This is a genomic window from Streptomyces qinglanensis, from assembly GCF_900111245.1.
In the GTDB taxonomy this organism is placed as follows: domain Bacteria; phylum Actinomycetota; class Actinomycetes; order Streptomycetales; family Streptomycetaceae; genus Streptomyces; species Streptomyces qinglanensis.
In genome coordinates this window covers 505,824-519,068 of the sequence record NZ_FOGO01000002.1, presented here as the reverse complement: position 1 = coordinate 519,068, position 13,245 = coordinate 505,824, and the positions used below count along the sequence as shown (strand labels likewise).

Genomic DNA, 13,245 nt, shown 5'->3' with positions numbered 1-13,245 from the left:
CGTCGACAGCGCCGGCATCGACCACGGCGTCGGCATCGACCACGGCGTCGGACTGGGTGCCGGGGCCCCCGGAGCCGGGACCGGGACCGCTAGGGCTGGGGCGGGGGCTGGGACCGCTGGGGCTGGAGCTGGGATGCGGATGCGGATGCGGATGCGGATGCTGCGTCACTGTGGGACCGGCCTCCGTTCGGAATCGGCTGCCTGGGGAAGGGGATGACTGCGGAGAAAACTGCGCTCGGACCGGCCGGACCCGGATCCGGCCGCGCCCGGGTCCGCCGCGCCCCGGGGCGAGAGGGCCCGGCCCATCAGGCCGCTCCCCGGAAGACCGGAAGTTCCAGGTCGTCCTCGACACGCAGGAACTCCAGCTCGACCGGCATCCCGATGCGCACCTCGTCGCAGCGCACGCCGGTGATGTTGCTGACGATCCGCACCCCCTCGTCGAGTTCGACCAGGACGACCGCATAGGGCGGATCGAAGGCGGGGAACGGCGGATGGTGCATGACGACGTAGGAGTGGACGGTGCCGCGTCCGGACGCCGCGACGGCCTGCCATGCGGCGGAGCCGCAGGCGTTGCAGCCGGGCAGCCACGGAAACCGGGGGGTGGCGCACTCCGCGCAGCGCTGGAAGAGCAGCTCGTGCCGGGCGACGCCCGCCCAGAAGCCCGCGTTGTCCCGGTTGACGACCGGACGAGGTCGCTGTGCGGCACGCGGGCGAGAGCCGGGGTCGGCGGCTGGCGTCCGGCCCGCCCGCCGCTCCGGGCGGTATTTGAGGATGCGGAAGCGATGCGTTCCGACCAGCTCACCACCGACCCGCACATCCATACGGGTCGTCACGAAGTATCCCGTCCCCAGCCTGGTCGCCTTGCGCGGGGAGACCGACTCGATCACCGAGTCGAAGACGATCTCGTCCCCCGGGTACAGCGACCGCGGATACTCCTGCTCGCAGTCGGTCGCCACGACCGAGGTGCAGCCCGCGTCGTCCAGCACGCCCAGCAGTTCGCCGTACGGTCCGGCGCGGCGGTCGGGCCCCGCGAGTCCGGCCATCGTCCAGACCTGGAGCATCGTCGCGGGTGCCGAACCGTCGACCGGTACGGGGTGCCCCACCGCTTCGCACCAGTGCCGGATCATCGACGTGGCGACCGGGTCCCGGCCGCGTTCGGCTTCCGCCGCCGGACGTCCGGCGTATGCCCGCAACCGCTCGTACAGGGGGTCCGGTGCCTGCGCCGCGTCGGCTGCCTTCGGCGTGTCCGCCCCGCTCCGCGCTCTCGCACTCTCCGCGCCCTGCGCCCCCTCCGCCCCCACCGCCGCTCCTTCCGCATGCCGGGGCGCACAGTCCCGCGGCATCCTCCCCGCCCTGCTCGTACACCTGACTGTTCGTCAGATATGACGTGCTGTCAACCACGGGCACAGGCTCGGGCCCATATGTCTCGGCGCAACACGGAGGGGATCCGGGGAACGGCAGCGAGAACGGCGACCGCGCGTCCGCGACAGCATCGCGAACGCGCGGCCTGAGCCCATCCCCACGAACGACGGCCGCTCAGCGCGACCGGCCGTCAGCCCGTCACCACATGTTGCTGAAGACGACGGTGGCGGTCTCGTTGTGCGTCTCGTTGACCTGGTTCACGACAGCACCGTTGCCGTTGACGGTGGCGTTGTTGGCGTTGTTGGTGTTGTTCCCGCTGCCCACCGCGCCCTGCACCTGGGAGCTGGAGCTCGCGTTGGAGTTGGATCCGTCGTCCGCGAGGGAGCCGTTGTCCGCCTGGGCCACGCCGGACATGACGGCGAAAGCGAACGGAAGGGCGGCGGCCGCCGCGATGACGCGGGCGGTACGGATGCGTGCCATGTTCATTCCTCCAGGAACGGTAAGTGCGCCACGAGGGACGCTGCACCGGAAGTGCGTTGCTGCCGTGCACAGTTGGCCCACTGTCCACGGCTTCGCTTGCGACGTCGCGGGTCCAGAGTTGCCCACGGCACCGGGGGCGGATTCGCCCGGACGGCTCCATTCCCCCGCACGTATGACGAACTGTCGATAAACCTCCTGTACGCCCCCGAGCCCATGCTTTCCGCCCCTGCTGCCCGCGTCGGTACCGCGATTCCCGCACGTCAGAACGAGATCGGAGGCAGGAGCCTGCCCCTCGGCGAAGACGGCTCCGCGCGGGTGTCGCGTGCGCGAGGCCGAACGGCGGGGGTGGGCTGACCGCTCCGCACCCTGTTCGGCCACGCCGCACCGCCCTCGACCGGAGGTCGGGGATCCACGCGCTGACCCCGTCACCCACCCGCCACGACGCGGAGAGAACCCATCGACCGCCGCGCCGCCCCACGGCTCGGCCCCGGCGCTCGTCGACCGCGCGCGCCGCCGTCCGGGCGCCCCCCCCGGATCATCCCGCCACCCCGGGCCACCCGGCCGGGACCCACGCCGAGCGGCACCGGCCCGGGTGTCCAGGTGCGTCTGCGCGCCGGCGCCCCGGACAACGCCTGCCCCGGGCGCGCGGCACACCGAAGCGCCCTCGTCAGGCCGGAGCGTAGGGCCGGAGCGTCATCGGACCGGAACGGCGCCAGAACCGGAACGGCGCCAGGACCGGAACGGCGTGAGGGCCGGAACGGCGCCAGGGCCGGAACGGCGTCAGGTCGGCGGCCGCCAGCCCGGATCCCGCCCGGCGAGGCCCACGATCCTGTCGAGCAGCGGAGCGTCCGCGCCGACGTGCACGACCGGGCCGAAGATCCCCTGCTCCCCGTCGTCCGTGACCGCTCCGGCCAGGAAGCTGTGCACGGCGCGCAGACTCGGCTCGTCCAGCTCGTACTCCTGCCCGGTGGCCCGTGCCAGGTCCCAGCCGTGCACCACGAGTTCGTCCAGCGTGACCAGGCCGCCCTCCGTCCCCGTCAAAGTGATGCCGCCCGCCTGCGTACTGCCCGTCCAGGCGTCGGGCGCCGACCACGCCACCGCAAGGTCCGCCAGCGAGTGCGGCAGGCTTTCGCGCCAGTCGCCGGGGAGCTGCTCTCCCGAGGAGGCGCCCGGAGCCGCAGCCGTGCCCTCGCCCACCTCCTTGCGTGCCGTGCGCTGGAGGCCCACCGCCAGCTCGCCGATGTGCCGGAGCAGGTCACGCACGGCGAACTCCGTGCAGGGCGTCGGATCGCCGAGCTGGCCGTCGGCCACCCCGGTCACCACCGCCGCCGCGCGACGCGCTGCCGGACGCAGGTCGACGGGGACATCCCCACCGCCGCCCGGCCCGGCCCCCGCCCCGGACACCGCGTCACTGACACCGTCCACCATGCCGCTCGCCTCCCGTTCCGCGCCTACGTCGCTGCCGCCCGTGCGGGGTGCCCGCGCCACGGCCACCGCGCCGGGCACCGCCCTGCTGAACGGTGTCCGGGCCGTGCGGCCGTGCGCCCATGCGCAACCCTCGACAACAGCCTCCGCCCCTGCAGACCATCCGGCACGGCAGAACTCATCGCTCCCGGACCCGGCATCGCCTCGGTGCCCTCCTCTCGCCCGGTTCGCAGGCAGGTGCCGTACGGCCACCACGCGGGAGGAGCCCTCCGCGGGCACTCCGCCGTACGGGTGGACCCCGTGCCGGCATGCACCGAAGAGCACGGGAGCAGCGGGGCCGCGGGGTTCGGGTTTCGGGATTCGGGGTTCGGGGTTCGGGGTTCGTTCGCCCGGCCCGCAGTGGCCGCGGTGCGCCGCGTTCCCGCACGCCAGGGCACGTTCCCGTTTCCCGACGGCCTGCCGGGGAATGATCAATATCGAGGGGAATCACGGAGCGTCGGGGGGCAGCTCATGAGCGAGACGTCGCGGTCGCGTCGCATCAGCGCGCAGGCAGACGACACCGAAACCGCCGAGGACACCGGATCCGCGGTGAAGTGCCCCGAGGCGGAGCAGGCCGCGAGCCGGCACCCCTCGCCGGGACCGCTGCCCCGGCACGACCCCGACCGATTCGCCGACGGCCCTCCCGACCCGCTTGCCTCGCTGTTGGCCAAGGTCACCAATGGGGAGACGATTCCGACTCCCGGGAGCAGAATCCCCGGAGCCCGCTCGGACGACGAGGAACGCGACCCCCGCGAGGAGGAGTGGCGGGAGCACGACCGCCACGGCCCGTACGGGCAGGGCCGTCGCCGCAGGAACTGACGGCGCTCCCTTCTTCCACTCTTCCACCCGTTCCCCGAGGCGCCGGGCGCTTTCATGGTCAGGTCCATGCCGCCGATCCACTGGGCATGTACAGAACAGTGCTCCCCTCAGCGGCGCCTCGTGGCGCGGACGATGCGGGGCGCGCCTGTGGCGTTCCGAGCGCCAGAGGAACGGGGCGCACCACAAGCGCGACCGGAGAGCACCGGCACCGGCACCGGCACCGGCACCACGAAGGCCACGAGCACTACGCACACGTTGAACGCGACGAACGCGACGAACGCGACGAACGCGACGAACGCGACGAACAAAGTGAACATGGCGAACACAGCGAACACGACGACGGGGCACCACCTCGGCGGTGGTGCCCCGTCGTGAGCCGGACCCGGCCAGGGTCTTCATCCGGGCTGCGGAGGCGGTGGGATTTGAACCCACGGAGGTGTTGCCACCTCTACGGTTTTCAAGAGCGATGCGGTCGAAGACGTCGACAAGCACTTTGACCTGCGGCTTCTCTCCTGCGCGACCGTTCACCACGACGCCGTGGCCCGCCACTGGCCCACACGCTCTCTCACAGGTGGGATTCAGCGGTCTACTCAACTCTCGTCAGGCGGCGGGCCGACGTAGGTACCGCGACCCTGCACAGTCCAGACCACACCTTGCTCGGCGAGCAGGGCGATAGCCCGGCGAACGGTCGACCGGGCAAGGCCGTACTCCTGGACGAGACGCGTCTCCGAAGGGATCGGCCGGCCCTCTGCCCAGTCGCCGCGCGCGATACGGGCACGCAGGATCTCGGCAAGCTGCCGGTATGGGGTTACCGGCCCTTCGTGGTCAATCTCCGCATTCGGATCTACGCCCATGGTCACGAAGCTAAATAGGCGCATACGCTGCGGCATCTTCAGATCCGTCTTAAGACGTATCGAGACAAGGCGAGACAGGCCGATACAAGTAGCTCTACGGTTGAGGGCAGAATGAAGCCCCGACAGCCGCAGCAACGGCTTCGGGGCGCGGACACCAGCCCAAGGAGCTGACGCCGTGGGCGACCATAGCCCGACCGATCGAACAGATGAAGAGACCCGTCACCCGGGCCTCACCATCAAGATCTACACAGTGAACTCGAAGACGCTGGAACGCGGCCCAGCCACCCTGTACACCCTGCCGCCCGCCAGAGGGCCGATGGACTCCAGCACATACCCCGTGTGCGAGTGCCCCCGTTGTCGAGCGCACCCGGAGCGTGCCCGGTAGCTAGTCCGTCTCGTCGTGGAATCCGTGCTCCGACGGCCCAGTGGGGCGCTGTGCGAGCCATCCAGAAACGCGCGGGCCGCCGTTCACTGCGCCGCCCTCACGAACGGTACGAACGTGGGTGAATCCCTGGCGGAGGTAGTAGCGCTGGAGCCCTTCGTTCGTGGTCCAGGCATCAAGCCGAAGCCATTTGGCGCCATTGCGGTAGGCACGGTCCCCTGCCCAGTCGAGCAGCCGGCCGCCGAGATTCTGCCCCGCGTGTGTCCGCGCGACGGTCAGCTTGTTGATGTACCTGGCAGGCTCGCTCAGTTCCTCCTCCGTCCAAAGCCCGGCCTCTGCGTCCGGAGTGAGGGTGATGGTGGCGACCGTCGCGCCGTTGTCGAGGACGTTGAAGACAACACCCGCTTCGATCGTGGCCAACAACCGGTCAGCAGGGTACGGGCGCTGCCACTGATCAGAGCCAAGCCGCGTGAGCCAAGCCGCCGCCTCCTCCCGGAAGGCGAGCAGCTTGCTCACGTCGTCGGGCTGTGCGCGGACGATTCTCACCGGGGAGCACCCTCGCCTCGGGCGGACTGGTCACCGATCTCGTAGTTCATCCGGTTGAGGTCACCGCGGAGCGTGGTGATCGTGCACCGAATCGGGCGCTCTGCCGAGTAGCCCGTACGCATCCACAAGAGCACCGGGACGCCTGCCCCGACTTCGAGCAGGCGTGCTTCGTCGGGAGTCGGCATGCGCGTGGAGATCTCGTCGAAGTAGCCGACCTGTTCAATGCCACGATCCGCGAGGTAGCGGGTCGTGCCCTCTTCGATGTCGCCTGGTTCGGCAAGCCGCGGGGCTTCGTCGATGAGCCAGGACGGGTAGTACGTGGCCTGCGTGGACCACGGCGTGTCATCTACGAACCGGTGGCAGAACCGCAGCACGGTACGAGACTCCGGCTCGGCCTTCAGCCGCTCGGCTACCGCCGCCGGCGCCGGAAGGATCTCGACCCTGAACGTCTGGTGCGGCCTGCGCCCGGCATTCGTGACATCCGTGCTGTACGCGTCGCCGTTCTGCTCGAAGTTCAGGTTCTCGAAGCGGGAGGCGTTCAGCTCGAACACCTCGTGCTTGGCCACCTCGTACCCGAGCCCCTGGCTGGACGTGACCAGCCCTTGCGAAACGAGCAGCCCGAGGCCCGACCGCACGGTGTTGCGGGACGCTTCGAAACGCTCTGACAGCTCGCTCTCGGACGGGAGGCGAGCGCCGGGCGGGTGCGTGCCGTTGTCGATTTCACGGCGCAGGGCGTCCGCGACTTGGCGGTACTTCGGCTGCCTACTCATACCCCCATCATGACGCACTCGCGCAACTTGTTGGTACATGCCGACTCCTAAGACTTGACGGCTCACCGTCCGTGCGGGCAGTATCACCGCATCAGCTTGTACCAACAAGCTGAGCAAGCGGTGCAATACCCCTAAGCATGCCGAGTTGCAGAGGTATTCCCGCTGGCGCCCGGAGGGCCCGTGAGACGGGTTCGAAGGAAGCGTCCGTTCATTGCGAACTGAACAGCGTGATCCACCACCGCTGGAAGGCCGTGACGATGCCGGCCGAGGTGCGTGGAGATCCGTCGCCAGGCGCCATTTCCGCTGGTGGTGGCAGCCGACACGTGTCAGGACCTCGCAGGGCTCATTGCTGCGAGCGAGCACGGAGGGTCGGCAGCCTCGCGACGCAAAAGAACGACGCGGCCTTCTACGGCTGGGACTACGGCTCGGGATGAAGGTCTCCCCGGGCCCGAACAGCGAGCAGACCAGCCGCCGCGTGAATGAGACCACCGCAGTCCTGTGCTGCACGTCGTCCCCCTCCCACCGTCCTCGTTCGCGGGGCCGGGAGGGGCGGCGGCGTGGGGATGCAGGACGACCCCACGTCAGTGCGCCGCCCGGAGTTGCAGCTCCGGGCGGCGCTTCTACAGGCACCTGAGTTGGAGGAGCCCGTGAAGTTCAGGATCACACATCTGCTGTCGATGACGGACGCCGAGCGTCAGCAGATGGAGGAGGAGGTGCGGCGGCGGAACGAGCAGTCGCAGCAGGACGCGGCCGCCAAGCGCGGTTGAGCGCAGTCATACAGGCCCGCGCCGCCCAGACAGCGGCGGCGCGGGCCCTCACGCGTCACGGCATCCGGCATCCGGCCGCCCGCGCCCTTCTGGCCGCGGCGGCCGGTGCTGCTGCCGCCGCCTACGCGGCCGGCCACCGGGTGCAGGACATCCACCACCCCACGTTCTGGAAGGAAGCAGACCGATGAATGTGCTGCCGCTCATCCCCCGCAGCCACACCCCCCGCACCCCCGCCGACGGGCCGAGCGCGGCCGAGCTGGACGCCATCGAGGACGAGATGCCGGTCATCGACGCCGAGGTGGAGTTGCTGGACGCGCAGATCGCCGTGCTGGACCGGACGCCGAGCGAGGTGGACGGGCAGCGTCTGCGCCGGGCCCGCCGGCGCCTGCTGGCCGCCCGCCGGGCCCTGGCCAACCAGCGCAGCGCGCCGGAGGTGGCCTGATGTCCGGGATTTTCACGGCGCAGATGTCCAGCCTCCGGGGCGGGGGTTGGCGGCTGTATGTCGTCCTCTACGACACCACCGCCCCGTGGCCCGAGCACCGGTTCGAGGGTGCCGAGGCGCCGACGTTCACGGAGCGGGCCGAGGCGTTCAGCCTGCTGGGGTTCGAGCCGGTGGCGGGCGCCGAGTGGCGGTGGACCGAGTACAGCACCACCCTCGATGACCCCGCCTCGGCGGTGGTGCTGGTCGCGGCCATCCAGGTGTGTTCATGCGCGGGGGTGGTCGCGTGAACGGCGTTCAGGTGCGTTCAGCAGAGCGCGCGCTCTCGGTCGGCACGTGGCTGATCGTGGCCGGGGCGATGCTCTACTCCATCCTCACCGTCACTCCCCTCGCCGCCGCCCACACCCCCAAGGAGTGGGCGTGGACGGCGCCGATCCTGCCGCTGGTGGTGGACGCCGCGGTCGTCATCGTCGTCCGCCTGGACGCCGTGCTGGCCCGCCTGGGCGGGAACGGGGGCCGCTGGCCGGTGGTGCTGCGGTGGATGACCGGCGGCATGACCCTCGCCCTGAACGTGGCCGACTCGGCCCTGAACAGGGACCTTGTCGGGGTTGCCGTGCATGCGGTGGCGCCGCTGCTGCTGATCGTGACCGCCGAGACCGGACTGGCCTACCGCCGGGCCATCACCACCGCCGTGAACGCCCTGGAGGCCCAGCGCCGCATCGAGCGCGCCGAGCGGGAGCAGGCCGCAGTACAGCGGCGTGAGGCCGCCGAGCGGCGGGCCCGTGAGGAGCGCGAGCACGCGGCGATGCTGGCGCGTGAACAGCGTGAACACGAGGCCCGACTCGTGCGCGAGCAGACCGAGCGCGAGGAGCGGGCCCGGCGGGAGGAACGCGAACGCGAGCAGGCCCGGGAGCGGGCCGAGGCGAAGGAGCGTGAACGCCAACAGCGCGAGCGTGAACACGCTCAGGCCGAGCGTGAACGCCGTGAACGGGAGGCCCTCCAGCGGCGGGAGCGGGAGGCGTGGGAGCGGGCCGAGCGTGAACGCCAGGAGCGCGAGCGTGAACAGGCCCAGGCCGAGCGTGAACGCGCCGCCCTACTGGCGGCCGGCCCCGCCACCGAGAAGCAGGACGAGGAGACCGCCCGGCACACAGTGCAGGCCGCGTTCGGCGCCGGGCTGCCGGTGCGTCAGGCGGCCGAGCTGTGCGGCTGGTCGGTCGGCTGGGTCTCCACCCGCTACCAGGAACTGCGCGACACCCACACCCCGGCCCTGGAAGGAGCTTCCGCATGATCACCCTCGTTCGCCGCAGCACCCTGCATGCCTCCGAGCAGGGCACGCACCACTTCGTCATGACCTGCCAGAAGCCGCAGGCCGGGGGCCGGGGTATGGCGGTGGCCACCTGGGACGGCGATTTCACGCCCAACCCGCAGGCCACCCGCCGTGAGGTCTTCGACTGGCTGCGCCGCGAGTTCGGCCGCGAGTTCCCCGACCTGGCCCGCGGCAACGTCCTCTTCTTCTGTCTGGAGCGCAACACGCTCTGAGCCCCCTTGCAGCGAGGGCCCGGCCGCCCCACCTCCTACAGCGTGCGGCCGGGCCCTCTTCTCCTGAAAGGAGCCCCCTCAGGATGACCGAGACGACGATGGAGGCGGTAGAGCGGGCCGAGCCCGCCATCCCGCCGCCGGACACCCTGCCCTCGGCGCCCGCGCCGAGGGCGGTGGAGCAGTCCGGCACGGCGGTGGAGCACACCCCGGGTGGCTATCCGGTGCTGCCGCTGACGCTTTCCGGGGTCAACAGCGCGGCTGGGCTGGTCGGTGCTGCGGGCCTGTCGGGCGGGCCGGTGGCGGCTGCGGGTGCCGCCGCGGGTGCCGCCTTGTTCGGGGTGGCGGCTGCGGCCCGCTCCCGTAGGGCCAAGGCCCGCAACGGGGCCTCCACCACCCGTAGTGCCGCAGCACCGAGCGGGGCCCGAAGGCGCGGTAGTGCGGGTGCCGCTCGCACTGGCCGGGCGGGCGGGCCCCGCAGCGGCCCCGGCGGCCGAGGCCGAAGCCCTGCGGGCAGCGGCCGGGCGGCGGGGAAGCGGTCGGCTGCGGGCTCGCGCTCGCGGCCGGGCGGGTCCGCCGCGAGCCGTTCCGCCCATCGGGCGGGCGGCATCTCGCTGCGCAAGGGCCAGGCCGCCGCCGGAAGCGGTGCCGGGGGCACGCGCGGCAGGGGCGCGGCCGGCGGTCGCGTTCCGGGGGGCCGGGTCGGGCAGGTGCGCGGGCTGCGGGCGGACAAGGCGCGTCAGTCGCCGTCGCGTTCGGCCGCCCGCCAGCAGCAGACCCGCGACCGTCGGAACGTGGCGGACGCGCGCCGTCAGGCCAGGCAGGCAGCACGCGTGGCCAAGGCCGCCCAGCACGGGGGCCGTGGGCCTGTGGGCCGTAGCACCGCCTGGGCGGGCCGTCAGGCTGCCGCCGGGGCCCGGCGGGCGGTGGACAGGGCCCGCAGCAGGCGCGATCGGGCCAACGACCGTGAGGTGGCCGCGAAGCGGTCGGCCGTGCGTAAGGCCCCGGCTCGGCGGGCTGCCCGGTGGGCGCTGGCGAAGTCGGCCGCCCGCTTCCACGGCCGCCGCGTCCTGGCCGGTCTGCTGGCCGGTGTGGCCGGCACTGCCGGGCTGGCCACCTCGCCGCTGGGCCGCAAGCTGGGCCTGCCCGCTCTGGTGCGTCCCGGACGGCGCCTCTACCGGCGCCTGATGCTCTCGGCCCGCGCCTCCCGGACGGAACGGGACACGGCGATACGTGAGCAGCGGCAGGAGGCGGAAGCCGCGGCCGACGCCGCGCCCGAGGACGACATCAAGGACCGGGTGGAGCGCCCCACCCACCTCACACCCCGCATCCCCTCACCCCCTGTGGAGGTCCGTGTGTCCGGTTTCAAGTTCGAAGAGGCTGCCGCCGAGATGGAGCAGGCCGCCCGCACCTACGACCCCGACGGAAACATGGAGGTGGTCGCCATGGTCGACAACCTCCCCCAGGCCATGGAGTCCATCGCCAAGACCTTCCTGACCCTGGCCGAGCGTGCCGACGGTGAGTTCGCCTTCGAGAAGGAGGTGGCCGCCGCGTTCGACGACATCTACAAGACCCTCATGTCGGCCGTGGACGGGGCGGAGGACCTGACCAAGGCGTTCCGGCAGGTGCACGCGGCCGACATCGCCCGGCACGAGGACCCCCGCAACGGCACCGAGGCAGAGAAGGGCTGGAACGTCTGAGATGAGCACCACGGCCAAGCAGAACAAGCCCGCTACCAAGGCGGATGCAGGTTCTGGGCCGGTGTGGGACTGGGCGGCCGGTCACGGACCCGTGACCGGCGCCCTGTCCGCCACCACCGGAGCCTTCGCCGTCGCCACCCTCGGCGCCGCCACCCACATGCCCCCTGGCTGGGCCCTGATGGTCGGCGCCACCGGGGCCCTGGGCCACACCGCCGCGGGGTTGCGGATGCGCAACGCCGGACGGACCATCGCCGCCCGCGCCGCCTCCTGGCTGGTGGGAGCGGGATGGACCACCTGGGCTCTGACCCACGGCCCGCTGACGTGGGCCGCCCTGGGCTCCCTGGCCACGATCGGTGTCGGGATCGGCACCGCCACCCGCTCCACCACCCTCTACGAGGAAGCCCGCGAGGATGAGGCCCTGGCGGCCGAGCAGCGGCAGATCGCTGCCGAACTGTCGGCCGGGCGGAGGGAGGTGGCCGCCGAGTGGGCCGAGCGTATCCAGCGCGTGTGCGGGATCGGGGTGCGCATCCTGGCAGTGGAGACGTGGCCCGCGGGGACGGGCTTCACGCTGGATGCGGAGCTTCCCGGCGGTGTCACCTACGACAAGATCGCAGCCCACGCCGCCGGTCTCTCGGCCGATGCGCACCTGCCGCACGGCTGCACCGCCACCGCCGGCATCGGCATCCACCAGGGGCGCACCCTTATCGACGTGGGCACGGTCAACGTGCTGGAGCGCGAGACCACCTACCCCGCCGACTACGGGCCGCTCTCCCTGCTGACCGGTATCCCGTGGGGCTACCGCACCAACGCCGAGGAGGTCTGCGCCTACCTGCGCGAGCAGTGCGCGCTGGCCGTCGGGCCCACGGGGTCGGGCAAGACGAACCTGGTGCACGTCATCCTGGCCGGGTTCGCCCGCGCCACCGACGTACTCACCTGGGTCATCGACCTCAACGCCGGATCGGCGGGACTGCCCTGGGTGCTGCCCGCCCTGGAGAACAGCGAGCACGGCACCCCCACACAGCCCGGCATCGACTGGCTGGCCTCCACCTACGAGGAAGCCACGCTCATGCTGGACACCGCACTCGCCGTCGCCCGGCATCGCAAGACCGTCTACCAGGGCCTCATGCGGCAGCACAACACCGACCTGCTGCCCATCAGCCCGGCCATCCCGCAGATCGAGCTGGTCATCGACGAGGGAGCCGAGATCCTGGCCAGCACCGACCGCAGCGTGAAGAAGCTCGCGGAGAGGATCCTGGAAGTCATCCGCATCGCCCGCGCCATGGGCGTGCGCACCGTGATGACCGCACTCGGGGCCACAGGCGGCGTGCTGGGCAACCTCCTCATCCGCCGTGAGGCCAAGGTCCGCGTCGCGCTCACGGGCGGGGAGCTGGAGGGCATGGACCTGGGCAAGATGTTCCCCGGCACCCGCGGCATGCGCACCGAGCAAGCCCCCTACAAGGGCTCCGGCTTCATGGGAACCCCCGAGTCCCCCGCCGGACTGTTCAAGACCTGGCAGATCCTCCCCAACCAGATCGGGGAGATCGTGGCCGCCACCAGCAACCGCCACCCCGCCCTGGACGAACCCTCCGCGACAGCAGCCGGTGCCGCGTATGCGGAGCGGTGGGATGCCGACCGCATCGCCTGGATGCGCGACCCTCACCACCTGCCCGAACAGCGCGCCACACCATCAGCGGCCGAGACGGAGCCGCAGCGCGGGCTGAACCTGCGCGCCCTGCGCGACCAGCCCGCCGAGAAGCACAGCGGCGAAGCGGACGAGCTGGTCTCACAGTTCCGCGCACAGTTGGATGAGCAGTTCGGCACCACCGAGGAGCCCGCACGTCCGCACGCGGACCGCCCCGGGCTCAACCTCCGGGCCCTGCGCGAGGACAACAACACGCAGGAACAGCAGAACGCCCGGTCGGCCGCCCTGGCCCTCATCCTCGCCGCCGGCCCCGACGGCACCGGCGCCTCGGCGATGGAGCGGGCGCTGGCCGACGACTACGGCACCCGCCGCCCGGTCATCCAACGCTGGCTCAAGGAGTGGTCCGAGACCGGCGAGATCGTCCGCGTCGGAGAGGGCAGCAAAGCCCGCTACGTCCACCACCAGCACACCCGCGAGCAGTAAC

15 protein-coding genes are annotated in these 13,245 nt (G+C 71.6%); 8 read left to right on the top strand and 7 right to left on the bottom strand.

All coding sequences use genetic code 11. From position 1 onward, the window contains the following. Positions 1 to 305: 305 nt before the first annotated feature. The 3 genes from BMX65_RS06600 to BMX65_RS06590 all read right to left on the bottom strand — a co-directional run bounded on the left by BMX65_RS06600 (position 306) and on the right by BMX65_RS06590 (position 3,270). Positions 306 to 1,343 carry a Zn-ribbon domain-containing OB-fold protein gene (locus BMX65_RS06600; protein ID WP_079171721.1) on the bottom strand — a complete coding sequence of 346 codons (1,038 nt, stop codon included), beginning with the start codon at positions 1,341 to 1,343 and terminating at the stop codon, positions 306 to 308. A gap of 217 nt (positions 1,344 to 1,560) precedes the next feature. Next, positions 1,561 to 1,842 (bottom strand): hypothetical protein, encoded by a 282-nt coding sequence (locus BMX65_RS06595; RefSeq protein WP_074999168.1) that lies wholly within the window; start codon positions 1,840 to 1,842, stop codon positions 1,561 to 1,563. Positions 1,843 to 2,622: 780 nt separating this feature from the next. Beyond that, on the bottom strand, positions 2,623 to 3,270 hold the full coding sequence (locus BMX65_RS06590; RefSeq protein WP_079171743.1) for a TIGR03086 family metal-binding protein: 648 nt from the start codon (positions 3,268 to 3,270) through the stop codon (positions 2,623 to 2,625). A gap of 507 nt (positions 3,271 to 3,777) precedes the next feature. Between BMX65_RS06590 and BMX65_RS06585 the strand changes: the two genes are divergently transcribed. Continuing rightward, positions 3,778 to 4,125, top strand: coding sequence for a hypothetical protein (locus tag BMX65_RS06585; protein WP_074999167.1), 348 nt, complete (start codon positions 3,778 to 3,780; stop codon positions 4,123 to 4,125). Positions 4,126 to 4,232: 107 nt separating this feature from the next. Here the strand turns inward: BMX65_RS06585 and BMX65_RS32750 are convergent, their stop codons facing one another. From BMX65_RS32750 to BMX65_RS06565, 4 genes are all read right to left on the bottom strand, one after another. Next, positions 4,233 to 4,460, bottom strand: a complete 228-nt coding sequence (locus BMX65_RS32750) for a hypothetical protein (protein ID WP_074999166.1) — start codon at positions 4,458 to 4,460, stop codon at positions 4,233 to 4,235. Between the two features lie 255 nt (positions 4,461 to 4,715). Continuing rightward, positions 4,716 to 4,979, bottom strand: a complete 264-nt coding sequence (locus tag BMX65_RS06575; RefSeq protein WP_074999297.1) for a GntR family transcriptional regulator — start codon at positions 4,977 to 4,979, stop codon at positions 4,716 to 4,718. Positions 4,980 to 5,364: 385 nt separating this feature from the next. Next, complete coding sequence (locus tag BMX65_RS06570) at positions 5,365 to 5,907, bottom strand: GNAT family N-acetyltransferase (protein ID WP_074999165.1); 543 nt, start codon at positions 5,905 to 5,907, stop codon at positions 5,365 to 5,367. After that, positions 5,904 to 6,677 (bottom strand): GntR family transcriptional regulator, encoded by a 774-nt coding sequence (locus BMX65_RS06565; protein WP_074999164.1) that lies wholly within the window; start codon positions 6,675 to 6,677, stop codon positions 5,904 to 5,906. Before BMX65_RS06565 ends, BMX65_RS06570 begins: the two co-directional genes overlap by 4 nt. 763 nt (positions 6,678 to 7,440) lie before the next feature. Between BMX65_RS06565 and BMX65_RS06555 the strand changes: the two genes are divergently transcribed. From BMX65_RS06555 to BMX65_RS06525, 7 genes are all read left to right on the top strand, one after another. Continuing rightward, entirely contained in the window at positions 7,441 to 7,632 is a 192-nt protein-coding gene (locus BMX65_RS06555) for a hypothetical protein (protein ID WP_074999162.1), read from the top strand. Further along, positions 7,629 to 7,886: a DUF6284 family protein gene (locus BMX65_RS06550; protein WP_074999161.1), complete on the top strand. Its 258-nt coding sequence runs from the start codon at positions 7,629 to 7,631 to the stop codon at positions 7,884 to 7,886. The genes BMX65_RS06555 and BMX65_RS06550 overlap by 4 nt, the downstream gene beginning before the upstream one ends. After that, entirely contained in the window at positions 7,886 to 8,173 is a 288-nt protein-coding gene (locus BMX65_RS06545) for a DUF6303 family protein (RefSeq protein WP_074999160.1), read from the top strand. The genes BMX65_RS06550 and BMX65_RS06545 overlap by 1 nt, the downstream gene beginning before the upstream one ends. Continuing rightward, positions 8,170 to 9,171, top strand: a complete 1,002-nt coding sequence (locus BMX65_RS06540; protein WP_074999159.1) for a DUF2637 domain-containing protein — start codon at positions 8,170 to 8,172, stop codon at positions 9,169 to 9,171. The genes BMX65_RS06545 and BMX65_RS06540 overlap by 4 nt, the downstream gene beginning before the upstream one ends. Beyond that, complete coding sequence (locus BMX65_RS06535) at positions 9,168 to 9,422, top strand: hypothetical protein (RefSeq protein ID WP_074999158.1); 255 nt, start codon at positions 9,168 to 9,170, stop codon at positions 9,420 to 9,422. The genes BMX65_RS06540 and BMX65_RS06535 overlap by 4 nt, the downstream gene beginning before the upstream one ends. Positions 9,423 to 10,411: 989 nt before the next feature. After that, on the top strand, positions 10,412 to 11,119 hold the full coding sequence (locus BMX65_RS33345; protein WP_239502048.1) for a hypothetical protein: 708 nt from the start codon (positions 10,412 to 10,414) through the stop codon (positions 11,117 to 11,119). A gap of 1 nt (position 11,120) precedes the next feature. Then, the gene (locus BMX65_RS06525) at positions 11,121 to 13,244 is read left to right on the top strand and encodes a hypothetical protein (protein WP_074999156.1); all 2,124 of its coding nucleotides are present in this window, start codon (positions 11,121 to 11,123) and stop codon (positions 13,242 to 13,244) included. The last annotated feature ends 1 nt before the right edge of the window (position 13,245 follow it).

Excerpts from the sequence above, each read along its gene's own strand:
- BMX65_RS06600 (WP_079171721.1), bottom strand. The coding sequence starts at position 1,343 with ATGCCGCGGGACTGTGCGCCCCGGCATGCGGAAGGAGCGGCGGTGGGG.
- BMX65_RS06595 (WP_074999168.1), bottom strand. The coding sequence starts at position 1,842 with ATGGCACGCATCCGTACCGCCCGCGTCATCGCGGCGGCCGCCGCCCTT.
- BMX65_RS06590 (WP_079171743.1), bottom strand. The coding sequence starts at position 3,270 with ATGGTGGACGGTGTCAGTGACGCGGTGTCCGGGGCGGGGGCCGGGCCG.
- BMX65_RS06585 (WP_074999167.1), top strand. The coding sequence starts at position 3,778 with ATGAGCGAGACGTCGCGGTCGCGTCGCATCAGCGCGCAGGCAGACGAC.
- BMX65_RS06575 (WP_074999297.1), bottom strand. The coding sequence starts at position 4,979 with ATGGGCGTAGATCCGAATGCGGAGATTGACCACGAAGGGCCGGTAACC.
- BMX65_RS06565 (WP_074999164.1), bottom strand. The coding sequence starts at position 6,677 with ATGAGTAGGCAGCCGAAGTACCGCCAAGTCGCGGACGCCCTGCGCCGT.
- BMX65_RS06550 (WP_074999161.1), top strand. The coding sequence starts at position 7,629 with ATGAATGTGCTGCCGCTCATCCCCCGCAGCCACACCCCCCGCACCCCC.
- BMX65_RS06545 (WP_074999160.1), top strand. The coding sequence starts at position 7,886 with ATGTCCGGGATTTTCACGGCGCAGATGTCCAGCCTCCGGGGCGGGGGT.
- BMX65_RS06535 (WP_074999158.1), top strand. The coding sequence starts at position 9,168 with ATGATCACCCTCGTTCGCCGCAGCACCCTGCATGCCTCCGAGCAGGGC.
- BMX65_RS06525 (WP_074999156.1), top strand. The coding sequence starts at position 11,121 with ATGAGCACCACGGCCAAGCAGAACAAGCCCGCTACCAAGGCGGATGCA.